22 protein-coding genes are annotated in these 23,803 nt (G+C 68.7%); 17 read left to right on the top strand and 5 right to left on the bottom strand.

Features of this window, described 5'->3' with window-relative positions:
* Positions 1-9: 9 nt before the first annotated feature.
* Entirely contained in the window at positions 10-1,101 is a 1,092-nt protein-coding gene (locus Q7T15_RS08755; RefSeq protein WP_304695348.1) for a BMP family protein, read from the bottom strand.
* Between the two features lie 237 nt (positions 1,102-1,338).
* Positions 1,339-2,460 (bottom strand): mannose-1-phosphate guanylyltransferase, encoded by a 1,122-nt coding sequence (locus tag Q7T15_RS08750; protein ID WP_304695346.1) that lies wholly within the window; start codon positions 2,458-2,460, stop codon positions 1,339-1,341.
* A gap of 204 nt (positions 2,461-2,664) precedes the next feature.
* Between Q7T15_RS08750 and sdhC the strand changes: the two genes are divergently transcribed.
* The 4 genes from sdhC to Q7T15_RS08730 all read left to right on the top strand — a co-directional run bounded on the left by sdhC (position 2,665) and on the right by Q7T15_RS08730 (position 6,106).
* Complete coding sequence (gene sdhC / locus Q7T15_RS08745) at positions 2,665-3,054, top strand: succinate dehydrogenase, cytochrome b556 subunit (RefSeq protein ID WP_304695376.1); 390 nt, start codon at positions 2,665-2,667, stop codon at positions 3,052-3,054.
* A 2-nt stretch (positions 3,055-3,056) separates the two neighbouring features.
* A complete protein-coding gene (locus Q7T15_RS08740) occupies positions 3,057-3,500 on the top strand; it encodes a succinate dehydrogenase hydrophobic membrane anchor subunit (RefSeq protein WP_304695344.1) in 444 nt (147 codons plus the stop codon).
* A gap of 66 nt (positions 3,501-3,566) precedes the next feature.
* Positions 3,567-5,351 carry a succinate dehydrogenase flavoprotein subunit gene (gene sdhA, locus Q7T15_RS08735; RefSeq protein ID WP_304695342.1) on the top strand — a complete coding sequence of 595 codons (1,785 nt, stop codon included), beginning with the start codon at positions 3,567-3,569 and terminating at the stop codon, positions 5,349-5,351.
* Positions 5,351-6,106 (top strand): succinate dehydrogenase iron-sulfur subunit, encoded by a 756-nt coding sequence (locus Q7T15_RS08730; protein ID WP_182491094.1) that lies wholly within the window; start codon positions 5,351-5,353, stop codon positions 6,104-6,106. The genes sdhA and Q7T15_RS08730 overlap by 1 nt, the downstream gene beginning before the upstream one ends.
* An 88-nt stretch (positions 6,107-6,194) precedes the next feature.
* Here Q7T15_RS08730 and Q7T15_RS08725 read toward each other — a convergent pair whose 3' ends face one another.
* Both Q7T15_RS08725 and kduI (Q7T15_RS08720) read right to left on the bottom strand, forming a co-directional pair.
* A complete protein-coding gene (locus Q7T15_RS08725) occupies positions 6,195-6,974 on the bottom strand; it encodes an SDR family oxidoreductase (protein ID WP_304695339.1) in 780 nt (259 codons plus the stop codon).
* On the bottom strand, positions 6,971-7,789 hold the full coding sequence (gene kduI / locus Q7T15_RS08720; protein ID WP_304695336.1) for a 5-dehydro-4-deoxy-D-glucuronate isomerase: 819 nt from the start codon (positions 7,787-7,789) through the stop codon (positions 6,971-6,973). Before kduI (Q7T15_RS08720) ends, Q7T15_RS08725 begins: the two co-directional genes overlap by 4 nt.
* A 139-nt stretch (positions 7,790-7,928) precedes the next feature.
* Between kduI (Q7T15_RS08720) and Q7T15_RS08715 the strand changes: the two genes are divergently transcribed.
* The 9 genes from Q7T15_RS08715 (at position 7,929) to Q7T15_RS08675 (ending at position 18,395) form a co-directional block, all read left to right on the top strand.
* A complete protein-coding gene (locus Q7T15_RS08715; RefSeq protein ID WP_304695374.1) occupies positions 7,929-9,227 on the top strand; it encodes an ABC transporter substrate-binding protein in 1,299 nt (432 codons plus the stop codon).
* Positions 9,224-10,147, top strand: coding sequence for a carbohydrate ABC transporter permease (locus tag Q7T15_RS08710; RefSeq protein ID WP_304695334.1), 924 nt, complete (start codon positions 9,224-9,226; stop codon positions 10,145-10,147). Before Q7T15_RS08715 ends, Q7T15_RS08710 begins: the two co-directional genes overlap by 4 nt.
* Positions 10,144-11,025, top strand: coding sequence for a carbohydrate ABC transporter permease (locus Q7T15_RS08705; protein WP_304695332.1), 882 nt, complete (start codon positions 10,144-10,146; stop codon positions 11,023-11,025). Before Q7T15_RS08710 ends, Q7T15_RS08705 begins: the two co-directional genes overlap by 4 nt.
* Before the next feature lie 37 nt (positions 11,026-11,062).
* Positions 11,063-13,834, top strand: a complete 2,772-nt coding sequence (locus Q7T15_RS08700) for a hypothetical protein (protein WP_304695330.1) — start codon at positions 11,063-11,065, stop codon at positions 13,832-13,834.
* Entirely contained in the window at positions 13,824-14,903 is a 1,080-nt protein-coding gene (locus Q7T15_RS08695) for a glycoside hydrolase family 88 protein (RefSeq protein ID WP_304695328.1), read from the top strand. The genes Q7T15_RS08700 and Q7T15_RS08695 overlap by 11 nt, the downstream gene beginning before the upstream one ends.
* A 163-nt stretch (positions 14,904-15,066) precedes the next feature.
* Complete coding sequence (locus tag Q7T15_RS08690) at positions 15,067-15,729, top strand: bifunctional 4-hydroxy-2-oxoglutarate aldolase/2-dehydro-3-deoxy-phosphogluconate aldolase (RefSeq protein ID WP_304695326.1); 663 nt, start codon at positions 15,067-15,069, stop codon at positions 15,727-15,729.
* Positions 15,726-16,703, top strand: a complete 978-nt coding sequence (locus Q7T15_RS08685; RefSeq protein WP_304695324.1) for a sugar kinase — start codon at positions 15,726-15,728, stop codon at positions 16,701-16,703. Before Q7T15_RS08690 ends, Q7T15_RS08685 begins: the two co-directional genes overlap by 4 nt.
* Before the next feature lie 59 nt (positions 16,704-16,762).
* Positions 16,763-17,599, top strand: a complete 837-nt coding sequence (gene kduI / locus Q7T15_RS08680; protein WP_304695322.1) for a 5-dehydro-4-deoxy-D-glucuronate isomerase — start codon at positions 16,763-16,765, stop codon at positions 17,597-17,599.
* Between the two features lie 16 nt (positions 17,600-17,615).
* Complete coding sequence (locus tag Q7T15_RS08675; protein ID WP_304695320.1) at positions 17,616-18,395, top strand: IclR family transcriptional regulator; 780 nt, start codon at positions 17,616-17,618, stop codon at positions 18,393-18,395.
* Between the two features lie 113 nt (positions 18,396-18,508).
* Here the strand turns inward: Q7T15_RS08675 and Q7T15_RS08670 are convergent, their stop codons facing one another.
* Positions 18,509-19,939, bottom strand: coding sequence for a sigma-70 family RNA polymerase sigma factor (locus Q7T15_RS08670; RefSeq protein WP_304695318.1), 1,431 nt, complete (start codon positions 19,937-19,939; stop codon positions 18,509-18,511).
* A 208-nt stretch (positions 19,940-20,147) separates the two neighbouring features.
* Here Q7T15_RS08670 and Q7T15_RS08665 point away from each other — a divergent pair, with 208 nt between their 5' ends.
* Genes Q7T15_RS08665 through Q7T15_RS08650 form a run of 4 tightly spaced genes read left to right on the top strand, consistent with a single transcriptional unit; the run spans position 20,148 to position 23,675 of the window.
* Positions 20,148-21,197, top strand: a complete 1,050-nt coding sequence (locus tag Q7T15_RS08665) for a YihY/virulence factor BrkB family protein (protein WP_304695316.1) — start codon at positions 20,148-20,150, stop codon at positions 21,195-21,197.
* Positions 21,198-21,207: 10 nt separating this feature from the next.
* Complete coding sequence (locus Q7T15_RS08660) at positions 21,208-22,053, top strand: exodeoxyribonuclease III (RefSeq protein WP_304695314.1); 846 nt, start codon at positions 21,208-21,210, stop codon at positions 22,051-22,053.
* 51 nt (positions 22,054-22,104) lie between these two features.
* Complete coding sequence (trpS, locus tag Q7T15_RS08655) at positions 22,105-23,109, top strand: tryptophan--tRNA ligase (RefSeq protein ID WP_304695312.1); 1,005 nt, start codon at positions 22,105-22,107, stop codon at positions 23,107-23,109.
* Between the two features lie 8 nt (positions 23,110-23,117).
* Positions 23,118-23,675, top strand: coding sequence for a GNAT family N-acetyltransferase (locus tag Q7T15_RS08650; protein ID WP_304695311.1), 558 nt, complete (start codon positions 23,118-23,120; stop codon positions 23,673-23,675).
* Positions 23,676-23,803: the final 128 nt, after the last annotated feature.

Here is a 23,803-nt window from a genome sequence, read left to right as displayed (position 1 = left end):
CGGTTCGGACTACTGGCCGGGCGACGCCGGCGAGGTGACCTCGATCGAGCCGTCGATGATGCCGGCCGTGACCTCCTCGAGCTCCGCGGCGAGGTCGGGGCTGACCTTCGACTCGAAGTCGTGGAACGGAGCGAGGCCGAGGCCGCCGTTCTCGAGCGTGCCGACGAACGGGGTGTTGTCGAAGTTGCCCTCGGCAGCGCCGGTCGTGACGTCGTAGACGCCGACCGAGATGTTCTTCAGCACCGACGTGAGGAGCAGGTCGGCCACCGAGGGGTCGGTCTCGTAGACGTCGGAGTCGACGCCGATCAGGGCGATCTCACGGCCGGAGTCGCGGATGGCCTCCGCGGCGCTCTGGTAGATCGGGCCGCCGACGGGCAGGAGCACGTCGACGTTCTGGTCGATGAGGCCCTGCGCCGTCGTGAGCGCCTCGGTGCCGGGGGCGAAGCCACCGGTGAACGCGCCGGTCTGCGCGTCGAAGTCCCAGCCGAGGGCCTGGACGCTCGTGCCCTTGACCTCGTTGTGGTACTCGACGCCCTGGACGAAGCCGTCCATGAAGATCGTGACCGGCGGGATCTGGATGCCGCCGAAGGTGCCGACGAAGCCGGTCTGCGAGTAGCTCGCCGCCGCGTAGCCGGCGAGGAACGCCGCCTCGACGGTGTTGAACTGGATCGGCTTGACGTTCTCGCCCTCGACGAACTCGTCGATGATGGCGAAGTTGATGTCGGGGTTGGCGGTCGACGCCTCGGTCGTGGCCTCGGCGAGGAGGAAGCCGACCGTGACGATCAGGTCGCAGCCCTCGTCCACGAGGCTCGATACGTTGGGGCCGTAGGCGTTCTCGTCGGCCGACTCGACCGCGTTGAACTCGACGCCGAGGTCGTTGGCGGCGTCCTCGAGGCCGGTGAAGCCGGCCTGGTTGAACGACTTGTCGTCGAAGCCGCCCGCGTCCGAGACCATGCAGGGGTAGAAGTCGGGCGCCTCGTCGGTGGGCGTGGCGCCCGGGGTCTCCTCCTCGGGCGCTGCGGCGCAGCCGGCGAGCAGGAGCGCGCTCGCGCCGATGAGGGCGAGACCGCTGAAGGCGGTCTTGCGGGAAGTGAACGTCACTGTGTCCTCCAGAAAGCAGGGCCCAGCGGGGGCGCTGGGGTGGTTGCGCTTTACGTTAGCGCCCGTGATCACTGCTCAGCAGTGCCTTTCGGCCCCGGTGACGCAAGCGTTACGGAACTGCGACGAGGGCGAAATCCCGCGGAAATCCGGGCTTCCGGCCGGTGGATGCGCGGCCGTGTGCGCGAATGAGCACAGGATGCGCGGCGCGAGGCGCATCCGCCCCGCCCCTCATCGGCACTAGAGGAGGTCGTTGCGCCCGGCCGACTTGATCGCGTCGACGACTGCCTTGACGCGCTGCGCATGCTCGCGCGTCGTGACCAGCAGGGCGTCCGGGGTATCGACGACGACGATGTCGGTGACGCCGATGAGGGAGATGAGTCGCGGGCTCTGGCTCACGACGACACCGCTCGAGGAGTCGGCGAGGACGCGCGCGCCCTCGCCGAGGATCGCGAGGTCGCCGGGGCGGCCGCCCGAGAGGAGCTTCGCGAGGGAGGAGAAGTCACCGACGTCGTCCCACGGGAAGTCGCCTCGCACGACGGCCAGGCGCCCGGCCTCCGCGGCGGGCTCGGCCACCGAGTAGTCGATCGCGATCTTCGACAGCAGGGGCCAGATCGCGTCGACTACGTCGTCGCGCTGGTCCGTGTCCCACGCCGCCGCGATCTCGACGAGGCCCTCGTGCAGCTCGGGCTGCGTGCGGGCGAGCTCGTCGAGGAGTCGGTCGGCGCGCGAGATGAACATGCCCGCGTTCCAGAGGTAGTCGCCCGAGCGGACGTACTGCGTCGCCGTCTCGAGGTCGGGCTTCTCGACGAAGCGGTCGACGAGCTCGGCACGCGGGGCGCCCTCGATCTCGAGCGGGGCGCCGCAGTGGATGTAGCCGAAGCCGATCGACGGCTCGAGCGGGGTGATCCCGATCGTCGTGATGAGCCCGGTGCGGGCGACCGCGACGGCCTCGGCGACCGTGCGGCGGAACCGCTCGGCGTCGGTGATGACATGGTCGGCGGCGAACGAGCCGACGATGACGTCGGGGTTCCGCCGATGCAGGATCGCGGCGGCGAGCCCGATCGCCGCCGACGACTCCTTCGGCTCCGACTCGAGCACCATGTTCGCGGGCATGATTTCGGGCAGCTGCTTCTCGACCGCGGCGCGGTGGGCGCGGCCCGTGACGACCATGATGCGGTCGCCGCCGGTGAGGGGGAGGATGCGCTCCCACGTCTCGCGGAGGAGCGTGCGGCCGGTGCCCGTGAGGTCGTGGAGGAACTTCGGCGCCTCCGCGCGGGAGAGCGGCCAGAGCCTCGAGCCGACCCCGCCCGCCGGGATGATCGCGTGGAAGTCGGGCAGTGCTCCCTCGAGTTGGCGCATGCCGGTCACCCTAGCGCGCGGGGCGGAAGCACTCAGAAATCTCGACGTAGGATGGAGAGCATCGGCGGCCACCAGTCGAGACCGGTATTCATCGGAGTTCAAGGACGCAGTTCACTGCGCCCGTCGTCCTTGCCCTGAGGAGGGTTTCTCGTGCCAGCGAAGGTAGCGGGAGCCGGAGCGAGCAGCTCGTCGGCGCCCCTGACCGTGCCCGCCCCCCGACCGCCCGTCATCGCCGGAACGCTCTACCGCGGCGGCGAGGGCATGTGGTCCTGGGTCCTGCACCGCATCACCGGTGTGGCGATCTACTTCTTCCTGCTCGTCCACATCCTCGACACGGCGCTCATCCGCGTGAGCCCCGAGGCGTACGACGCCGTCATCGGCGCCTACAAGACGCCGATCATGGGGCTCGGCGAGCTCGCCCTCGTCGCGGCGATCCTGTTCCACGCCCTCAACGGGCTGCGGATCATCCTGGTCGACTTCTGGTCGGTCGGCACCCGCCACCAGCGCGCGCTGTTCTGGACCGTGCTGAGCGTGTGGGCCGTGCTGATGCTCGCCTTCACCCCCCGCCACCTCATCGCCGTGTTCGGAGGCTGATCATGACGACCATCGACGCACCCCGCACCTCGACCGCACGGACCCGCCGGGGCATGAACCTCGAGAAGTGGGGCTGGATGTACATGCGCGCCTCGGGGGTCGTCCTCGTCGTGCTCATCTTCGGCCACCTCTTCGTCAACCTCGTCGCCGGCGAGGGCGTGAAGCAGATCGACTTCGCCTTCGTCGCGGGCAAGCTCACCGACCCGTTCTGGATCGTCTGGGACACGCTGCTGCTCTGGCTCGCGCTCATCCACGGCGCGAACGGCATGCGGACCCTCGTGAACGACTACGTGACGAAGCCCAAGGTGCGCTCGGCGCTCCACTTCGCGCTCGCGGCGTCGACGGCCGTGCTCCTGATCCTCGGCACGCTCGTCATCTACACCTTCGATCCGTGCCCGGCAGGCGCGGACCCCGAGTTCGTCGCCTCCTTCTGCTCGACGCTCTGATTGCTCGACACCTGAGCGCTCGACCCCTGACATCGCGGAGACATTCCCTTGAGCACTGAGACCACCATGACCCCGACCGCGTCCGCGGTCCACCACCACCAGTTCGACGTCGTCATCGTCGGCGCGGGCGGCGCCGGCATGCGCGCCGCCATCGAGGCCGGCCCGAACGCGAAGACCGCCGTCATCTCCAAGCTGTACCCGACGCGCTCGCACACGGGCGCCGCGCAGGGCGGCATGGCCGCCGCCCTCGCGAACGTCGAGGAGGACAGCTGGGAGTGGCACACCTTCGACACCGTCAAGGGCGGCGACTACCTCGTCGACCAGGACGCGGCGGAGATCCTCGCGAAGGAGGCCATCGACGCGATCATCGATCTCGAGAACATGGGTCTGCCCTTCAACCGCACGCCCGACGGCAAGATCGACCAGCGCCGCTTCGGCGGCCACACGCGCGACCACGGCAAGGCGCCCGTGCGTCGCGCCTGCTACGCCGCCGACCGCACGGGGCACATGATCCTGCAGACGCTGTTCCAGAACTGCGTCAAGCTCGGCATCGACTTCTACAACGAGTTCTACGTGCTCGACCTGCTGCTGAGCGAGGTCGACGGCGAGCGCCGCGCCGCGGGCGTCGTCGCGTACGAGCTCGCGACCGGCGACCTCCACGTCTTCCACGCCAAGAGCGTGGTCTTCGCGACCGGCGGCTTCGGCAAGATCTACAAGACGACCTCGAACGCGCACACCCTCACGGGCGACGGCGTCGGGATCATCTGGCGCAAGGGCATCCCGCTCGAGGACATGGAGTTCTTCCAGTTCCACCCGACCGGGCTCGCGGGTCTGGGCATCCTCCTGACCGAGGGCGCCCGCGGAGAGGGCGCCATCCTGCGCAATGCGAGCGGCGAGCGCTTCATGGAGCGCTACGCGCCCACCATCAAGGACCTCGCGCCGCGCGACATCATCTCCCGCTGCATGGTCCAGGAGGTCGCGGAGGGTCGCGGCGCCGGCCCCAACAAAGACTACGTGCTGCTCGACTGCACGCACCTCGGCGCGGAGGTCCTCGAGACCAAGCTCCCCGACATCACCGAGTTCGCGCGCACCTACCTCGGCGTCGACCCCGTCCACGAGCCCGTGCCGGTCATGCCGACCGCGCACTACGCGATGGGTGGCATCCCCACCAACATCAAGGCCGAGGTGCTCGCCGACAACGAGACCGTCATCAAGGGCCTCTACGCGGCCGGCGAGTGCGCGTGCGTCTCGGTGCACGGCTCGAACCGCCTGGGCACCAACTCGCTGCTCGACATCAACGTGTTCGGCAAGCGCGCCGGCCGCTACGCCGTCGAGTACGCCAACTCCGCCGAGTTCGCGCCCCTCCCCGACGACCCGTCGAAGGAGGTCCGCGAGCTCGTCGAGCGCCTCCGCGTGGCCGACGGCCCCGAGCGCCTCGCCCCCCTGCGCAAGACGCTGCAGGAGGAGATGGACAAGAACGCCCAGGTGTTCCGCACGGAGGAGAGCCTCGGGAGCGTCACCAAGACGATCCAGGAGCTGCGCGACCGCTACCTGAACATCGGCATCCAGGACCGCGGCAAGCGCTTCAACACCGACCTCCTCGAGGCGATCGAGCTGGGCTTCCTGCTCGACATCGCCGAGGTCGTCGTGTTCTCGGCGCGCAACCGCAAGGAGAGCCGCGGCGGCCACATGCGCGACGACTACCCCGACCGCAACGACGCCGACTACATGCAGCACACGATGGCCTACCTCACGGGCGACCTGCACTCGGCGAACCCGGAGGACCACATCCGCATGGATTGGAAGCCCGTCACGATCACGCACTACCAGCCCATGGAGAGGAAGTACTGATGGCCACGACCGCCCCCGAGGCTCCCGCGCAGGAGGTCGGCGCCGTCCAGGCCTTCACCGTCACCCTCATCGTGCGCCGGTTCGACCCTGAGAAGGACGCCGAGCCGTACTGGCAGGACTTCGACGTCGAGATGTACTCGACCGATCGTGTTCTGGATGCTCTGCACAAGATCAAGTGGGACCAGGACGGCACGCTCGCCTTCCGCCGCTCGTGCGCTCACGGCATCTGCGGCTCGGACGCCATGCGCATCAACGGCCGCAACCGTCTCGCGTGCAAGACCCTCATCAAGGATCTCGACATCACGAAGCCGATCTACGTCGAGGCGATCAAGGGCCTGCCGCTCGAGAAGGACCTCATCGTCGACATGGAGCCCTTCTTCGAGTCGTACCGCCAGGTGCAGCCGTTCCTCATCGCGAGCTCGAAGCCCGAGAAGGAGCGCCTGCAGACGATCGAGCAGCGCGCACGCTTCGACGACACCACGAAGTGCATCCTGTGCGCCGCGTGCACCTCGTCGTGCCCCGTGTTCTGGACGGACGGCCAGTACTTCGGCCCGGCCGCGATCGTGAACGCGCACCGCTTCATCTTCGACAGCCGCGACGAGGCCGCCCAGGTGCGGCTCGACATCCTCAACGACAAGGAGGGCGTGTGGCGCTGCCGCACGACCTTCAACTGCTCCGAGGCGTGCCCCCGCGGCATCGAGGTCACGAAGGCGATCGCCGAGGTCAAGCAGGCGATCCTGCGGGGCCGCCCGTAGGGGCCGTTCGGCCGTTCGCGACGGGTCGCCGCCCCGCCTCGCTTGCGCTGGGCGGCTTTCGAGCCCCGCCGTGGTCGCGACACACATGCTAGCGGGCCAGCCAGCCTCCGTCCACGACGAGCACATGGCCGTTGACATAGGCCGCATCCGGACCGCTGAGAAAAGCGACAGCACCACCGATATCACTGGGCTCCGCCCACCGCCCGGCCGGGATGCGGGAACGGATCTCCCGCTCGCGATCCTCGTCCGCGCGCAGAGCCGCGGTGTTCTCGGTGCGGACGTAGCCAGGCGCAACGCAGTTGACGGTTACGCCGTGACGAGCCCATTCGTTCGCAAGGGTCTTGGTCATGCCAACGACCGCGTGTTTGCTCGTCGCGTACGATACGACGTTGATGCCGCCCTGAAAGGAGAGCAGCGACGCGATCGTCACGATGCGGCCGTAGCCCCGGGACACCATGCCCGAGCCCACGGTCTGCGCCAGCGCCCACACGGAATTCAGGTTGACATCGATAACGCGCTGCCAGTCTTCCCGTCCGTGGCGGACGGCCGGCTCGCGGTGGATGATCCCGGCGTTGTTGACGAGGATGTCGATGGGCTCGCCCTCCTCGAGCTCCGCTCCCACGCGGTATGCCTCGTCGACATCGGACAGGTCGCAGGTCACCGTGGCGACGGTATGGCCCGCGCGACGCAGTTCGTCGGCGCCGCGCTCGACGGACGATCGCCCGAGCAGCACGAGCTCCGCCCCTCGTTCGGCGAGCGAGCGAGCGCAGGCTAGCCCGATGCCGGCCCCCGCTCCGGTGACGAGGGCACGACGCCCGCGCAGCGGTGCGGTGAGGTCGAGGCGCCCGTCTGGTTGCGGCGCGCTCATCGCAGATCCTCGGGGTTCACAGAGACGACGTCACCGTAGTCGATGTTCTCGCCGGCCATCGCCCAGACGAAGCTGTAGGCGCCCGTCGCCGAGCCGGAGTGGATCGACCAGGGCGGCGACACGATCGCGTCCCGTTCGTGCAGGACGAGGTGCCGAGTTTCGTCGGGGCGGCCCATGAGGTGGACAAGAAGGTTGTCGCCCAGCCCGTCGTACAGGTACACCTCCGTGCGACGGCTGTGGACGTGCGCGGGCATCGTGTTCCACACCGATCCCGGCTCCAGGGTCGTGATGCCGAGAACGAGCTGATTCGAGGCGATGCCGCCGGCGTGAATGTACTTGCGTATTGTGCGGTCGTTCGCGCCTTCAGCGGATCCGAGGCGCACGGTCTCCACGCTGTCGCGCGTCGCCAGAGCAGCCCTTCCACCCGCGTGTGCGGGAGCGGACACGACGTAGAGGACTCCTGCCCCCTGGACGCGGATGTCGCGAGTGCCCATCGGCAGATAAACCACATCGTGGCGCCCGAGCACGAAGTCGCCCGCCGAGCTGGAGACACGCACGCTTCCGTCGAGGACGACAAGGGCCAATTCGCGTCGATCCAGCAGTTGCGGCGTGTTCAGTGCCGGGGGAGCCTCGAGAGCCACCTCCACGCCTCCGAGGCGGATCCCGCCGACGAGCAGCCGGTCATCGTGCGTATACGCGAACGTGAACGCTTCACGCTCGAAGAGACGGGGAAGGACGAACCGGGTGCGCAGACTTTGCCCCTTCAGGTTGGCGAGATCGTCGGGATGAGTGCTCCACAGCTCTGTCCAGGCCATCGAAATACCGCTCCTTTTTTTCCGTCAGACAGAAATATATTCCCGTCTGTCTGAATCATAGGCCAGAATGCTTTTCGTTACCATCGACGAGTTCCCGTCGTCGCTGGCCCACCGAATCAAGGAGGATCTAGTGGCAATCATGCGAAAGCGCGGCATCGCGGCGCTTGCAATCGGCGCATCCGCGCTTCTCATCGCCGGATGCGCGCCCGGCCAACTCGAGGACGATTCCCCCCAGGGTGTCCAGACTGCGAACCCGGAGGACTTCGCTGGAGAAGCTCTCACCTACATGTATTTCACCGACGGGCCCGACGAGGAGGCCACGCGCCAGCTCATCCGCGGGTTCGAGGACATGTACGACGTCACCGTCGAACTCGAGATCCTGCCGTACGCCGACCTCGTCACGTCCACGCTCAACCGACTCTCGGGAGGCAACGCACCTGATGTAGCGCGCCTGACGAGCCTGACGGATTTCCGCTCGGACCTGCTCGTGCTCGACCCGTACCTTGGGGACGACTACGCGGATGAGTTCCTCGCGGGCCCGGTGCAGGCTGTCTTCAACGAGAACGACGAGATGATCGCGGTGCCGAGCGACCTCACGTTGAATGGGCCGTTCATCAACGTGAACCTCTTCGAGCAGGCCGGCGTGCCCATCCCCGAGGAGTGGACGTGGGAGGAGATGCTCGCCGCCGCTAAAGAGGTGAAGGACGCGACGGGCACGCCGTACGCGTTCGCCATGGACAAGTCCGGCCACCGGCTCTCGACCATCCTCAGCCAGTACGGCACCTACCTGCTCGATAGCGACGGCAACGCCCTAGACATCGAGAAGGCCGAGGAAGCGCTGCAGCCGCTCATCGACATGATGGCGAACGACGACATGCCCGCAGACTTCTGGCTCGGCTCGGGCTCCCGCTACGAGGGCGCCAACGAGATCTTCCTCGCGGGCGATACGCCGATCTACCTGTCGGGCAACTGGCAGGTCGCGCAGTTCGCCCAGAACGCGGCGTTCGAGTGGGCCGTGGCCCCGAATCCGTGCGCAGAGGAGTGCGGCGGCTTCCCGGGCGGAAAGTTCATGGCCGCGTTCGAGCAGTCCGAGAACCCTGCACTCGCCGCTGAGTTCATCCGGTTCATGAACCAGGCCGACAACCAGGAGACGTTCGTCACGATCGCCGGAGCGCTGCCGACGCGCACCGATCTCTCGGAGAGCGGCGTGACCTACGCGGACGAGACGACGCAGGCCGCGATGGATGTATTCCTCGGCGACCTGAGGGTCACGCCCGAGGCGGGCTTCGCATCCAACGCGAACCCGGCCTTCTCCGCATCGGCGACCAACCTGGTCGACGCAGTGTCGCTCGTGGTGAGCGGTGCGACGGATCTGCCGAGCGCTCTGGCCACGCTGAGCCGACAAATCGACGACCTCGTGGCGGAACTTGGCTCGTGACCACGGCCTCGACGACCACCGCCCGACCGCGGCGCAGCCGCTGGACGGGCGGTGGGTGGGGCATCAAGATCGCGCCCTACCTCTTCCTGGTCCCGAACATGGCGATCTTCGCCGTGTTCACCATCTACCCGGCATTCAACGGCTTCAACATGTCGTTGTACGAGTCGAACAACGGACGCACCTTCCGCTGGGTCGGCCTGGAGAACTACGGAAGAATCCTGACAGACGTTGAGTTCTGGAACGTCGCCCGCAACACCGCGGTGTTCGCCGTGGGCTTCGTCGTACTCAGCACTCTGATCGCTCTGGTGATCGCAGCGTTGGTGAACGCCCAGAGGCGGGGGAAGACCTTCTTCCGCGCGGTGTTCTTCATCCCGGTTCTCGTCTCGCCCGTCGTCGTGGGCCTGATCTGGAACTGGATGTTAGAAAGGCAGAACGGGCTCGTGAACACCGGCCTCGGCTGGCTCGGCACTCCCCCCGTCCCATGGCTGGTCAACGGCACCTGGGCGATGGTAGCGATCATCCTCGTGGGGATGTGGATGCAGGTGGGCTTCTACATGCTCATCCTGCTCGCGGGTCTCCAGTCGATCGACCCCGCCCTGTACGAGGCGGCCCGGATGGACGGTGCGAACTGGTGGCAGCAGTTCCGCGTGATCACCGTCCCTCTGCTTCAGCCGAGCATCGTCGTCGTCGTCGTGCTGGGCACGATCCACGGCTTCCAGTCGTTCGACTTCATCTGGACGCTCACCGGCGGCGGCCCCGTCGGAGCGACCACCCTGATGGTGCAGTACATCTACGAGAACGGCTTCCAGTCGCCGATCCGGTACGGCGTGGCCACCGCCGGCGGCGTACTGCTGTTCATCGCCGTATTCACCCTGACCATCATCAATTGGCTCATCAGTCGAAGGAGGGAAGCGGTATGAGCGAGACGCGGGCGATCACGGTGGTCCGGCCCCCACGCACGTGGACATCTATCGGCGGCGGGTCTGTGCGGGTCTCGGATGTCCTTCGCGTCGTCGTCCTCGTCGGCGGCGCGCTAGCGTGCCTCGTGCCGTTGATGTGGATGTTCCTCGGGTCGTTCAAGTCCCCGACGGAACTGGCGCAACGGCCACCCTCCTTCCTTCCGGAATCGTGGGCTCCCGACAACTACATCGAGGCGCTCAGCCGGTTCAACTTCGTGCAGTATCTGACCAACAGTGCCATCGTCACGATGGCGGCCACGGCCCTCACGCTGGCGATCAACGCTATGGCAGCGTATGCGCTGGCGAAGTACAACTTCCGGGGCAAGACCTTTCTGTTCCTCCTCACCCTGGCCACGATCATGATTCCGCTCCAGGTGATCCTCATCCCCGTCTATCAGGTAGTGGCATCGCTCGGACTCGTCGACACCCTCTGGGGCCTGATCATCCCGGCCGCGGCGACACCCACGGGCGTTTTCCTGCTGCGGCAATACATGCTCAGCATCCCGGACGAGCTGATCGAGGCGGCGCGGGTGGACGGCTCGGGCGAGTTCCGGACCTTCGTGCAGATCGTGCTACCCCTCTGCAAGCCGGCGCTGGCCGTCGTCGCCATTTTCTCCGTGATGTGGCGATGGAGTGATTTCCTCTGGCCGCTCGTCATTGCCCAGAGCGAATCGGTCTACACGCTGCCGGTGGCGCTGGCGCGCTTCAACGCCGAGCTGACCGTGCCGTTCAACCTCATCCTCGCGATGGGCATGGTTTCCACGATCCCCGTTCTGATCATCTTCCTCATCTTCCAGAGGCAGATCGCCACGGGGATCGCGAACACCGGCATCAAATAGCCCTCTCCCGCCCGCTGCTCCAGATAAAGAAGGAAAGATGTCGCAACTCACCGCACCCTCAGGGCGCACTGTGCACCTCACCGACGCCGACGGCACCGTCCGGGATTGGCTCGTCTCCCCTGCCTGGGCGCTGCCGTGCGACGACCTCGAGCAGTTCCTGCCCGCGGACGGTGAGCCGTGGGGTGAGAGACGCCGTTTCTCGGACGGCGCGCCGAGCGCGGAGGAGGGCCGGTGGGTGCTGACTCAGGGCCCGGATGCCGGACCGTTGAAGGAGAGGTTGCTCCGGGCTCATGCGCTCGACGTCGAGCAGCCGCTGCCGACGATCGCCGAAGGCGACCCTATCGCCTGGAGTGCGTTCGGCATGCGGCACGAGGGCTTCTGGCGGCGCGTGCACACCGGATGGGACGGCTACCTCGACTGGTCGGCCTTCTGCTTCACCCCTGAGTACCGCGCGTCCGTCGCGAGCACGGTGCTCGAAGCGGACCAGGCGGAGTGGCGCACCTTCGAGTTGCACACGACTGGGCCCTTCGCACTCTGGGTGGACGGCGAGCTGGTCCTTCGCGGCGACAGGGTGTCGTACATGGAGCCCGAAGTGCACAGCGTCCGACTGCGGCTGCACTCCCGGACCACGACGATCCACCTCGCCACCTGGCAGGTCGCATTCCGGGAGGTGCGGCACGTGGCGCGGTTGCGCGTGATCGGCCTTCCCGTCCGAGTCGTCATCCCCTCGCGCGGGGCGGACGAGACGGCCGCACGTCTCGCCGACGGCGTTCTGTCGCGTGTCGGCTCGCCGAGCTGGGCGCAGGAGGGAGCGACGGCGATCCTTACGGCTCCGGCGGGCATGCGCCTGCGCGTACGGGTCGGCGACGGCGCCTGGCAGCACGTACAGGCCGATGCGCATGGGCGGGCTGAGTATTCGCTCCTCGGCGCGGTCGAGGAGGAGGACGAGGGAGCAGACGTCGCGCGGTCGGCCGGAGCCTCGATGCTGTCGACCGGTGAGTCGATCGTGGAGGTGGGCGTTGCGGACGATCGTTGCCCGCAGACGGTGCGCCTGCGCATCGCGTCGCTTCCGCAGGACAGCCGACTGACGAGCGAAGGAAGTCCGGAGTCGTGGCGACGGGACGTGCTCGCACACGTCGGTGCGGACGGCGACGATGTGCGGGAGGCGGGTGTCGCGGGAGTCCTCGCCCGTTTCGCCCTCGACCCCTCCACGATGGTGTCGGCCGCCGACCTCACCTCCGCGCGTCACCGCGTGGCGACCCGTGGCGACTGCGCTGACTTCGAGATCATCGCGCTCCTCTTAGCCTGGCACTGGATTCCCGCCGAGCAGTGGGATGAGGATCTCCGCGAGGAGGTACGCGCCGAACTCACCGGGATGAAGTACTGGATCACCCAGCCGGGGCTGGACGCCATGTGCTACTTCACCGAGAACCACCAGTTCGTGTGGCACGTCGCCCAGGCCCTCGCCGGCGAGGCGTTCGCCGAGACGCGATTCTCGGTGGATGGTCGCACCGGAAGAGAGCATGCTGCCGAGGGGCGCGCGAGGGCGGCCGCATGGATCGCCCGGAAGCTCGAGGGCGGATTCAGCGAGTTTGATTCGAACGCCTATCTGGCGATCGACTCCTACGCCCTCGTCGCGCTCATCGAACTCGCCCAGGACCAGCGCTTGACGCTGTCGGCGACGACGCTTCTCGACAAGACCCTCGTCAGCCTCACGAGCAATTCCTGGCGGGGCATACACGGTGCGGCGCACGGCCGCTCCTACGTGCATACGCTCCGCAGCAGCCGCTACGAAGAGACGTCGCCACTGCTGCGGCTGATCGGCGGAGTCGGCACTCTCAACGACGCCGTCCTGCCGGTCACGGCGCTCGCCCTCGCAAAGAGGTACGAGATCCCGGCCGTGGTGCGAGAACTCGCGCGGACGGAGCCGGAAGAGTGGGACGGCCGCCAGGTGTATCGCGGTGCACTCGCGTTCGAGCGCGATCTCCTCGCGCGTCCATACCGGTCAGACCTCCGCATCCACCGCACGCCCGAGGTGATGCTCGCGAGCGTTCAGGACTATCGCTCGGGTCTGCCGGGGCTTCAGGAGCACATCTGGGGCGCCACGCTGGGGCGCGAGCTGCAGGTGTTCGTCACCCACCCGGCCAATGCCGACACCGGGTCGGCCGCGCGGCCCAACGCATGGGCGGGGCACCGGGTGCTGGGACGCGTGCACCAGCACCGGAATGCGCTCCTCCACGTCCAGAGGTTCACGACGACCGACCCTCGGCGCAACACCCATCTCTGGTTCCCCCCCGCGCAGTTCGACGAGATCGCCCAGCGCGGCGACTGGCTGTTCGGGCGGCGCGGGCGCGGCTTCGTCGCCGTCGCCGCGGAGGGCGGCGTGCGGGCGGTGGCAGCCGGCGACACCGCGCAGCAGGAGTGGATTCCGCGCGCGGGGGGCGCCGCGTGGATCGCAGTGGTGGGCCGGCATGCGGTCGACGGTGATTTCGCCGACTGGGTTGAGCGGCTCGCCGCGAGCGAGACCGACTGGCGTCCGCTGAGCGATGACGATCCCGGTGTGCGCTGGGAGAGCGGCGACCACCCCTCCCTGGAGCTCAGCTTCGATGGCCCCTTCCTCGTCGGCGGCCGTCCGGTCGGTTTCGAGGACGGCCGCATCGAAGACGAGCCGCACATCCATAACCCCGCTGTGACCCTGAGATTCGGTCAGCCGGACGCGGTAGTGGAGTGGGCGGGAGAGACGCTTCGTCTCGACGTAGCAGGGGCGATCACGACCGCCAAGGAGGTGGCTGCGGAGCATGGCCGGTGAAGATCTGTCGTCGTCGGAGCTGGCGACGCCTGCCCGTCCTCCGTTGTCGAGCGGCGCATTCGCCGAGCGCCAGCGGCCGCTTGAGGAGGCCTTGCAGGCGGCTACCGCTACGCAGGGCATGACGCGATGGTTCTGGGGAGAGGGGGTCTGCCTCCTCGCGTCCCTGCGGCTCGCCGACGCCCGGGGGGAACCTGCCCCCGCGTGGGTGACGGCATTTTACGAGCCCTACGTCCGAACGCCCCCGGTTCTCGAGCACGTCAACAATCTCGCCCCCGCGGCGGCGCTCGCCGAGATGCATCGCAGGAACCCCAGTCCGCAGCAGCGGCGGCTCCTCGATGCCTGCCTCCGCTGGTACCAGTCGGCACCGGAGGCGACTCGTGCACCAAACGGTGCACTCGAGCACTGGCCCGGAGGCGTATGGGCCGACACCGTGTATATGGCCGGTCAGGTCCTCCTTCGTGCGGGCTCCGCGCTCGACCGTCCCGAACTCGTCGATGAAGCGCTGTCTCAGTGGCTGGCCCATGCAGACCTGCTCCAGCACCCGCAGAGCCATCTGTTGGTGCACGGCACCCATGCCGGCACGCGGATCGACTGCCACTGGGGTCGCGCGAATGCCTGGTTCGCTCTGGCGGGCGCGGACATCCTCGCCGCCACGGGAGACGCCCGGGTGGAGGAGAGGCTCGTCGCCCTTCTGCAGGCGATCGCGGAGCGCCAACCGGAGCACGGCGTGTGGGATGTCCTCGTGGATTCGGCGCCTGAAGTGCGCGGGATCATCGAAACCTCCGCAGCCGCGGGGCTGGGCGCGGCGCTACTGAGGACCTCGCGCATCCTGGGCCCGGAACGCCTCGGCGTCGACATGCACGCCGAACTCTTCCACGCGGGAGAGCGTGCTGTCCTCGGAGCGATGGCGTACGTCGAGTCCGGGCTTCTGACTCGCGTCAGCGCCGGAACTATTCTGCAGTTGATCCCGTTCGGCTACTCCGTGATCCGCGATGACCGCCCGCAGCCGTGGGGCCAGGGACTCGCCATGGAGGCGCTCGCCGCGTGGCGCGAGACCCACCCGGGTTGACCCCCGTCACGACCCGCGTGAAGACGCACCAACGATCGAACTAAGTGAAAGGAAGCACAGCCATGATTGCTCAGGCGCCAGCCGCCTTCCGCCTCACGGTCGCCCTCGACGGCCGATCCCGCTCGGTCATGAATGCTCATGCCTCCGCTCCAGGATCGCACCGTTGATCAATGGTGACACGGTGAATCGGCTGCCCATTCCGCCGCGCACGGCGGCCACCCGGCTGATCGTGGTGCTGCGTGCCAGTGACAGTGGAGACTACTCGCGCGTGCTCGACGCTCTCGTCGACGCTGGGATCCGCAGCGTCGAGTTGACCATGACCACGCCGGGAACCATCAAGAGATTGCCGGAGATCGTGGCGCGATTCGGCGATGCCGCCGACATCGGCGTCGGAACAGTCACCGACGAGGATGAACTCAATGCCGCCATCGGCGCCGGCGCTCACTACATCGTGACGCCGATAACGGATGCGCGTGTCGTCGCCCTATCCGTGGCGGCCGGCATCCCGGTGGTGCCCGGGGGGTTCACTCCGACCGAACTCTTCGCCTCGTGGCGCGCCGGAGCGTCGGCGGTCAAGGTCTTCCCTGCGGGCCAGGTGAGCGCGAATTACGTCAATGATCTCCGTGGACCGTTTCCTGGAATCGACGTCATCCCTTCCGGTGGCGTGAATCACGACATGGCGGCCGACTGGCTGGCGGCCGGAGCTGCAGCGGTCAGCGTTGGCGGTCCGCTTCTAGGCGATGCGATGCGCGGTGGGAACCTTCGCGCGCTGCGTGAACGAGCAGCAGCGTTCGTCGCGCTCTGCGCAAACGGGGGCGCGCGGTGAGAGCGTCACTCGGCTCCGAAAGACCGAGCAATCGGGTCGTCACGCTCGGAGAAACCATGGCGCTCGTCCGCACCCGAGAGATCGGCTCCTTGCGCCATGTCACCGAGCTCGCCCTAGGTATCGGCGGCGCCGAAAGCAACGTCGCCATCGGTCTGCAACGCCTCGGTATCGACGCCGGATGGCTCGGGTGTGTAGGCGACGACGCTCTCGGCGAGCGCGTCGCTCGTGAATTGCGAGCCGAGGCTCTCGACGTCCGTTGCGTCGTCGATTCCGCTGCTCCGACCGGATTAATGGTGAAGGAACGTTCGACCAGTGCCTCGACGAGCGTCCTCTACTATCGCTCCGGCTCAGCGGGCTCCAGGCTGTCCCCGGCCGACATCCCGTCCGGGTGGATCGAAGACGCCGAGGTGCTGCACGTGTCAGGGATCACCGCTTTGGTGTCGGAATCTGCACGCGCCTGCGTGTCGGAGGCGGTCGACCGCGCGCGTGCCGCCGGCGTACGTATCAGCTTCGACATCAATTACCGCTCGGCACTCGCCGATACCGACGTAGCAGGTTCGATTCTTCGATGGCTTGCCGACCGTGCTGATTTCGTGTTCGGCGGCGCGGACGAAATGCAGCTCGTCCGACCCGGTCTCAACGCGTCGGAAGCCGCGCGGGCGATCGCGCGGGAAGGACGCCGTGAAGTGATCCTCAAGCGCGGCGCCGAAGGTGCAACGGTCTTCATCGACGATTCTGTGATCGAGGCGCCGGGATTCATTGTCGAGGCCGTCGACACCGTCGGCGCGGGGGATGCCTTCGTCGCCGGCTACCTGAGCGCAATGCTCGACGGACTGTCCGTCTCAGAGCGACTTCAACGAGCGAATGCCTGCGGGGCACTCTTGTGCATGAGCTATGGCGACTGGGAGGGGAGTCCGCGCCGTGCTGATATCGAGCGCTTCCGCGACGCTGCCGCTGACCCTGTCACACGCTGACACGGCGGATGCCAGATCCGATGAAAGACGCAACGCATCACCTAGCAGAGAGTGAATCGATGACGGTCGACACCCGATACGCCCACAGCCCCACCGCAGTGGCCGCGATGGACACCGCACAACTACGCGCCGCGTTCGTCGTGGACGATCTCTTCGCGCTGGGTGGGGCGCGGGGCGTGTACCTCCATCATGACCGCATCCTCGCCTTCGGGATCGTTCCGATCGCGGAGGCGATCGCTTTGCCGAACCCGGACGAGGTCCGAGCGAAGCACGTCTTGCAGCGGAGAGAGGCCGGCATTCTGAACGTCGGCGCGTCGGGGGTCGTCGTCGCGGACGGGACCGAGTTTCCGGTCGTGCACGGCGAGGCGGTGTACCTCGGTCGCGGGGCGGACGGGGTCTCGTTCCGTTCCGACGACCCCGCCGACCCGGCGGCCTTCTACGTGTTCACCGCCGTCGCACACAAGGCGTTTCCGCACACGCTCATCACGCAGGACGACATGAACATCGTCGAGATCGGGTCGCCCAAGGCATCCAACCATCGCACCCTCCACCAGTGCATCATCGAGGGGCGCACGCCGAGTGCCAACATCGCCTTCGGCTTCACAACAGTTCACGCGGGAAGCACCTGGAACACGATGCCCCCGCATACCCACGATCGTCGCACCGAGTGCTACCTCTACTTCGACCTCGCGCAGGAGGACCGCGTATTCCACGTGATGGGTCGCCCGGACGAAACGCGCCATGTCGTGCTCGGAGATCGGCAGCTTGTCGTATCCCCGAGCTGGTCCGTGCACTTCGGCGCGGGAACCGGACCATACAGCTTCGTCTGGGCTACCGCGGGAGAGAATGCCGCGTACGATGACATGGACCATGTCCGGGTGACCGATATCCGCTGAGTCGCGAGGTAGGCAGATGACGGAGGCGAGCACGCCGCGATCGGCGCTGGCCAAGGGGCTGTCGATGCTGGAGGCCGTCCTGGCGGCCGATCGGCTCTCGGACCTCGCGAAAGCGACGGACCTCTCCTTCAGCACGGCGCATCGGGTTCTCAGCGAACTCGTCGCGACCGGCTGGGTCTTCCAGGACGAGGACAAGCGCTACGTGCCCGGTAGACGGCTGCATGCCATCACGGGACTGCTGCGCGAGGACGGTGAGATCGGCCGTGTCGCTCGCCCGCACCTGGAGGAGCTACGGCGGGCGACGGGGATGACCGTGCACTTCGGGCTCGTGAGGGGCGACAGCGTGATGTACGCGGCGAAGCTCGACGGCCTCGGTTCGTACCGCATGCGCTCTCGCGTGGGCGGCATGGTGCCGTTGCATTCGACGTCGATCGGGAAGTCCTTCCTGGCGACGCTCCCGGATGCGCGCGTGGCGGAAATTATGAAGCGCGCCGGGATGCGGCAGGTCACCGAGTCCACGCACACCAGCGTCGCGGCGCTGCTGGACGACCTCCGATCAACTCGTCAGCGCGGGTGGGCCATTGACAACGGCGAGAACGAGCTAAATCTCCGTTGCGTTGGTGCGCCAGTCTTCGACGCGTCCGGCGTGGGGATCGGCGGCGTGAGCGTCTCGGCTCTCGAGTTCGAGATGCCGGTGGCTCGGCTACACGAGGTCGCTGAGCACGTTGTCCACGCCGGGACTCGGGTCAGCGACGCCCTTGGCTACTCAATGCCCAAGGAACTCACCGACCAGTAGAACTTGGGCGGGATGGTCCGGCGCGTTGGCGGTAGGTGCAGGACCGAGGCCGTCGAGCTTGGGGGGTCCGCACCCCGGAGCATCGCGTAGCAGTCCGCAGCCCACTGGCGGCGTCAGCCGAGAGCGCCGTCGATCGTCGGCGACGGGATGCTCGGCAGGGGTTCGTCGATGACGTCGAGCAGGCCCGCGCCGGTATCGAGGGCGTCGCCCGTCGCACCGTCGATGGTCGAGACGGTGTCGTCGACCGTTCCGCCGACCGTGCCGTCGACTGTGCCGCCGACTGTGCCGCCGACGAGGGGGTCGACGAGCCCGGCGACCACGCCCTCGACTCCGTCCACGGCTCCCGCCGCGTCGCCGAGCACCTCGGAGACTCCGGTCGCGACCTCGTCGACGGCGGAGCCCGCCTCGGCGAGCGCGCCGACGGCATCCGGTGCGGGTTCGGCGTCGACCGGCCGGTCGACGGCCCCCGCGTCGCCCGAGGCCGTGCGACGGCCGTCGGCCCCGCTCACCGAGACGTCTGCCGTGGTCGTCGCTTTCCCGCCGTCTTCGGCCGCCGCGGGCCGGTCGGAGGTCGACGACGGGACCCCGAGCGCGAGAACGACCGCGAGCACGGCGGGCGCCAAGAGCACTGCTGCGCTGTGGGACACGGCTGCGCCCGCGAGCGACGCGCCCGCCGCCATCGGCACCGGTAGTGCGGGAAGCATCGGCGTCGGCGATGCCGACGCGGTGGCGAGCATCGCGGTCGGGGTGCCCGACGACGCGAGCCCGGCGCCCGCGGCAGTGGCCCCGAGCAGGAGCGGCACGAGCACGAGGGCGGCGTGCGACGCGAGGTCGTCGAGCTCTTCGGCGAGGATCGCGCACCGCGCGCAGCCGGCGAGATGCTCGACCATGCGGCGGCTCTGCGTCGGCGGCAAGTGGCCGCGGGCGTGCTCGCCGAGTCGAGCGACCGACCATGCGCAGTCGGGGGGAGTGCGCGGGTCGGCGATGTGCGCCTGCAACCAGGCCGTGCGCAGCGCGTCCCGCGCGCGGTAGGCGAGCGCGGCCACGGCGTTGGGGCTGAGCCCGAGCAGCGGAGCGGCCTCATGCGGGTCGAGGCCCTCGACCTCCGTGTACCACAGCACCGTCTGCCATCGATCCGGCAGGGAACGGAAGGCACGCGCGGTGAGCGTGCGCTCGAGCGCGCGCACCGCGGGATCCTCCCGAGGGTCGGGCTCCTCTATCCCCGCCCAGTCGTCGACGGTGACGCTGCGGTCGGTGGAGGCCCAGCGGGCAGCGATGTTGCGGATCGTCGCGTACAGGTAGGGGCGGAAGGCATCGCTCGGCCCGCCCCCGGCACGCAGCATGCGGATGATGCGCGCGAAGGCCTCCGAGACGAGGTCCTCCGGGTCGAGCGACGAGGTGCACCGCCGGGCGGCGAGGACCCCGGCACGATGATGACGGCGCCACAACTCGGCGAGGGGCGCGTGCCCCCCGGCACGCGCCCCCGCGATGAGGTCGGCATCCGAGCAACCCGAAAGCCCGGTCGACGCCTCGTCTTTCATCATCTCCGCCCCCGGTCCGTGCACTGAACCCCAGTCTCGTCGCACGGACGGCGGGCCGCCACCCCCCATCCGTACCCGGGTAAGGCGGTGGCATGAGGAGGGACTCGGTTCGGGCTCGACTATGACGCGATCCGCGAAAGTTTCTCTCCGCGCCCGCGGGCGGGGGAGGACTCGCCGCATCCGGAGAACGAGCGCGCCTACCCTGGAGCCCGTGACTCGAACCGACACGGCCCCCGAACGCCCCGCCACGGGCATCCGCGCGCTCGTCGGCCGCGTGATGCGGTCGCGCCCCGTCCGCGTCGTCCAGCACTACGGCCGCGAGCGCGGGCCGATCCTCGCCTCGGGCCTGGCGTACTCGGCGATCTTCTCGGTCTTCGCCGCGATCTGGGTCGGTTTCGCGATCGCGGGGGCGATCATCTCGGAGGATCTGGGGCTACGGACGACGGTGATCCAGGTGCTCGCCGACGCCGTGCCCGGCCTCATCGATACGGGGCTCGGCGACGGCGCGATCGACCCCGAGGACCTCCTCGACACGGGCACCTTCAGCTGGACGGGCGCGATCGCCCTGGTCGGCCTGCTCGTGACCGCGCTCGGCTGGCTGGCCTCGGCGCGCGACGCCGTGCGCGTGCTGTTCGACCTGCCCCCGGCCGAGGGGAACGTCGTGCTCATGCGGCTGAAGGACCTCGGGCTCGCGGCCGGATTCGGAGCGCTGCTCGTGCTCTCGGCGGTGCTGTCCGTCGTCGGCACGCAAGCCACCGACCTCGTCGTCGGCTGGCTCGGCGCGCGTGAGACGATCGTCGCGACCGTGCTCTCGCGCGTCGTGTCGCTCGGGGTCATGTTCCTGCTCGACGCCGTCGTGCTGGGCGCGCTGTTCCGGGTGCTCGCGGGCGTGCGCATCCCGATCTCCCGGCTCCGCGGCGGCGCCCTCCTCGGGGCGGCCGGCCTCGGTGCGCTCAAAGTGCTCGGCACCGCGCTGCTCGGGGGCGCGACGTCCAACCCTCTGCTCGCATCGTTCGCCGTCATCATCGGGCTGCTGATCTTCTTCAATCTCGTCTGCCAGGTGATCCTGCTGTCGGCGGCGTGGATCGCGGTCCGGGTGCAGGATGCCGGACTCGTGCTCGACGAGGCGGTCGCCGCGCAGCGGCTCCAGGCCGCGCGCGCCCTCGTCGCCTCGGTCGAGGGCGCGCAAGAGAAGCCGCGCGGGTTCTGGACGCGGCGCCGGGCGCGACGGCCCGGTTCGGGGGTCGGGGGTCGAACCTAGGATGGATGGCATGCCCCAGCCCGTGCGCATCGCCTCCGTCAACGTCAACGGCATCCGTGCCGCGTACCGCAAGGGCATGGGCGAGTGGCTCGCGCAGCGCGACGTCGACATCCTCGCGCTGCAGGAGGTACGGGCATCCACCGAGGACGTCACGGGGCTGCTCGGCGAGGGCTGGACGGTCCTGCACGACGCCGCGACCGCGAAGGGCCGCGCCGGTGTCGCGATCGCGACCCGCTGGCCCATCCACGCGCACCGCGTCGAGCTCGGCGACGAGGACTTCGACTCGGCCGGCCGGTGGCTCGAAGCCGACCTGCACGTCGGCGACGTGCCGATCACCGTCGTGAGCTGCTACGTGCACTCGGGCGAGGTCGACACCCCCAAGCAGGTCGAGAAGTTCCGCTTCCTCGACGCGATGGAGGAGCGCCTTCCGCAGCTCGCCGCGCACAGCGAGTACGCGCTCGTCGTCGGCGACCTCAACGTCGGGCACCGTGAGCTCGACATCAAGAACTGGCGCGGAAACCGCAAGAGCGCGGGATTCCTGCCGCGCGAGCGCGCCTACTTCGACCGCTTCTTCGGCGCCGCCGGCGAGGCGATCGAGTGCAACGACGGCACGACCGGCACGGGCCTCGGCTGGGTCGACGTCGGTCGCGCTCAGGCCGGCGAGGTCGACGGCCCCTACACCTGGTGGTCGCAGCGCGGGAAGGCGTTCGACACCGACACCGGCTGGCGCATCGACTACCACGTCGCCACTCCCGCGCTCGCGGCCGCCGTGACCGGCTACGCGATCGACCGGGCGCCGACGTGGGACACGCGCTGGAGCGACCACGCGCCCGTGGTCGTCGACTACGAGCTGTAGCCCAACTCGCGCCCAGCATCCGCCGCTTCGATCTTCGAGAAGGACCGTCTCATGACCGCACCCCGCCTGTTCTCGGGCATGCAGCCCTCGGCCGCGAGCCTGCACCTCGGCAACTACGCCGGAGCGCTGCTGCAGTGGCGTGAGATGCAGGCCACCCACGACGCCGTGTTCTGCGTCGTCGACCTGCACGCCATCACCGTGCCGCAGGACCCGTCCGAGCTGCGCGAGCGCACCCGCCGCACGGCCGCCCAGTACATCGCCGCGGGCATCGACCCGGAGCACTCGACCCTCTTCGTGCAGTCGCACGTGCCCGCGCACGCGCAGCTCGCCTGGGTACTCAACACCATCACGGGCTACGGCGAGGCGTCGCGCATGACCCAGTTCAAGGACAAGTCGGCGCGGGGCGGCCTCGATGTCGCGTCGGTCGGGCTGTTCACCTACCCGATCCTGCAGGCGGCCGACATCCTGCTCTACGACGCCGTCGTCGTGCCCGTCGGCGAGGACCAGCGCCAGCACATCGAGCTCACCCGCGACCTCGCGACGCGATTCAACTCGCGCTTCGGCGAGACCCTCGTCGTGCCCGAGGTGCGGATCCTCAAGGAGACCGCGAAGATCTACGACCTGCAGAACCCTGGGTCGAAGATGTCGAAGTCGGGCGAGAGCCCCGCGGGGATCCTCTGGATGCTCGACGACGATAAGGCCCTGACGAAGAAGATCAAGTCGGCCGTCACCGACTCGGAGGGCGTCGTCCGGTACGACCCCGTCGAAAAGCCCGGCGTATCGAACCTGCTGTCGATCCTCGCGATCGTGACGCGGCGCTCGGTCGCCGACATCGAGGCCGAGTTCGAGGGGCTGCAGTACGGTGCGCTCAAGGGGGCCGTCGCCGAAGCCGTGGTGGAGGAGCTGCGTCCGATCCGCGAGCGGACGCTCGAGCTGCTCGACGACCCCGCCGAGCTCGACCGGCTGCTCGCGATCAACGCGGACCGGGCATCCGCCATCGCGGACGCGACGCTCGCCCGCGTGTACGACGCGGTCGGGTTCCTGCCCCGCGCATGAAGCCGGTCGTGCTCCGGACGCCGAGGCTCGTGCTCTCCACGCCCGTCGCCGCCGACGTGCCCGCGGTCCTCCGGCACTGCCAGGACCCGGAGCTGCAGCGGTGGACGACCGTGCCCGTGCCGTACACCGCGGAGGACGCGCGGACCTTCGTCGAGGAGTTCGTGCCCGCCTCCTGGCACGACGGCTCGGAGGCGGTCCTCGCGCTGCGCCCCTCCGGCGGGAGCGAGCTCATGGGCGTCGTCTCGTGGCAGCGTCGCCGGGGCTACGTGGGGTACTGGATGGGCGCCGAGCACCGCGGGAGCGGGTACATGGCCGAGGCGCTGCGCGCCCTCGTGGAGTGGGTGCTCGGGCCCGAGCACGACGTGAGCTCGCTGCGGTGGGAGTGCGTGGAGGGCAACCTCGGCTCGGCGCACGCCGCGCGGGCGGCGGGCTTCCGCTGGGCGGGCTACGGACCGTGCGACGTCGTCGACCGGGACGGCGCGCACCCTCCCGGCTGGCACGCAGAGCTGCGCCGGGAGGACCTCGGCACGGTGGAGGACCTCGAGCGGTGGCCGGTGCTCGGATGACGGGCGAGCTGCGGTCGAGCATCCGCGTCATGCTCTTCGACCTCGACGACTGCCTCATGGCGCACTCGCGCGCCGTCGCGATCGGCCTCGCGCGGGCGCGGGCGGAGGCCGGCGGCGCGGTCGCGGCG

Source organism: Microcella sp. (assembly GCF_030645145.1).
Lineage (GTDB): Bacteria > Actinomycetota > Actinomycetes > Actinomycetales > Microbacteriaceae > Microcella.
Note: the sequence above shows the minus strand (reverse complement) of the source record. Positions and strands in the feature narration are given on the sequence as shown.

Excerpts from the sequence above, each read along its gene's own strand:
- Q7T15_RS08750 (WP_304695346.1), bottom strand. The coding sequence starts at position 2,460 with ATGCGCCAACTCGAGGGAGCACTGCCCGACTTCCACGCGATCATCCCG.
- Q7T15_RS08675 (WP_304695320.1), top strand. The coding sequence starts at position 17,616 with ATGACGGAGGCGAGCACGCCGCGATCGGCGCTGGCCAAGGGGCTGTCG.
- trpS (WP_304695312.1), top strand. The coding sequence starts at position 22,105 with ATGACCGCACCCCGCCTGTTCTCGGGCATGCAGCCCTCGGCCGCGAGC.
- Q7T15_RS08740 (WP_304695344.1), top strand. The coding sequence starts at position 3,057 with ATGACGACCATCGACGCACCCCGCACCTCGACCGCACGGACCCGCCGG.
- Q7T15_RS08715 (WP_304695374.1), top strand. The coding sequence starts at position 7,929 with ATGCGAAAGCGCGGCATCGCGGCGCTTGCAATCGGCGCATCCGCGCTT.
- Q7T15_RS08725 (WP_304695339.1), bottom strand. The coding sequence starts at position 6,974 with ATGAGCGCGCCGCAACCAGACGGGCGCCTCGACCTCACCGCACCGCTG.
- Q7T15_RS08700 (WP_304695330.1), top strand. The coding sequence starts at position 11,063 with ATGTCGCAACTCACCGCACCCTCAGGGCGCACTGTGCACCTCACCGAC.
- Q7T15_RS08670 (WP_304695318.1), bottom strand. The coding sequence starts at position 19,939 with ATGATGAAAGACGAGGCGTCGACCGGGCTTTCGGGTTGCTCGGATGCC.
- Q7T15_RS08660 (WP_304695314.1), top strand. The coding sequence starts at position 21,208 with ATGCCCCAGCCCGTGCGCATCGCCTCCGTCAACGTCAACGGCATCCGT.
- sdhA (WP_304695342.1), top strand. The coding sequence starts at position 3,567 with ATGACCCCGACCGCGTCCGCGGTCCACCACCACCAGTTCGACGTCGTC.
- Q7T15_RS08730 (WP_182491094.1), top strand. The coding sequence starts at position 5,351 with ATGGCCACGACCGCCCCCGAGGCTCCCGCGCAGGAGGTCGGCGCCGTC.
- Q7T15_RS08695 (WP_304695328.1), top strand. The coding sequence starts at position 13,824 with ATGGCCGGTGAAGATCTGTCGTCGTCGGAGCTGGCGACGCCTGCCCGT.
- kduI (WP_304695322.1), top strand. The coding sequence starts at position 16,763 with ATGACGGTCGACACCCGATACGCCCACAGCCCCACCGCAGTGGCCGCG.
- kduI (WP_304695336.1), bottom strand. The coding sequence starts at position 7,789 with ATGGCCTGGACAGAGCTGTGGAGCACTCATCCCGACGATCTCGCCAAC.
- Q7T15_RS08705 (WP_304695332.1), top strand. The coding sequence starts at position 10,144 with ATGAGCGAGACGCGGGCGATCACGGTGGTCCGGCCCCCACGCACGTGG.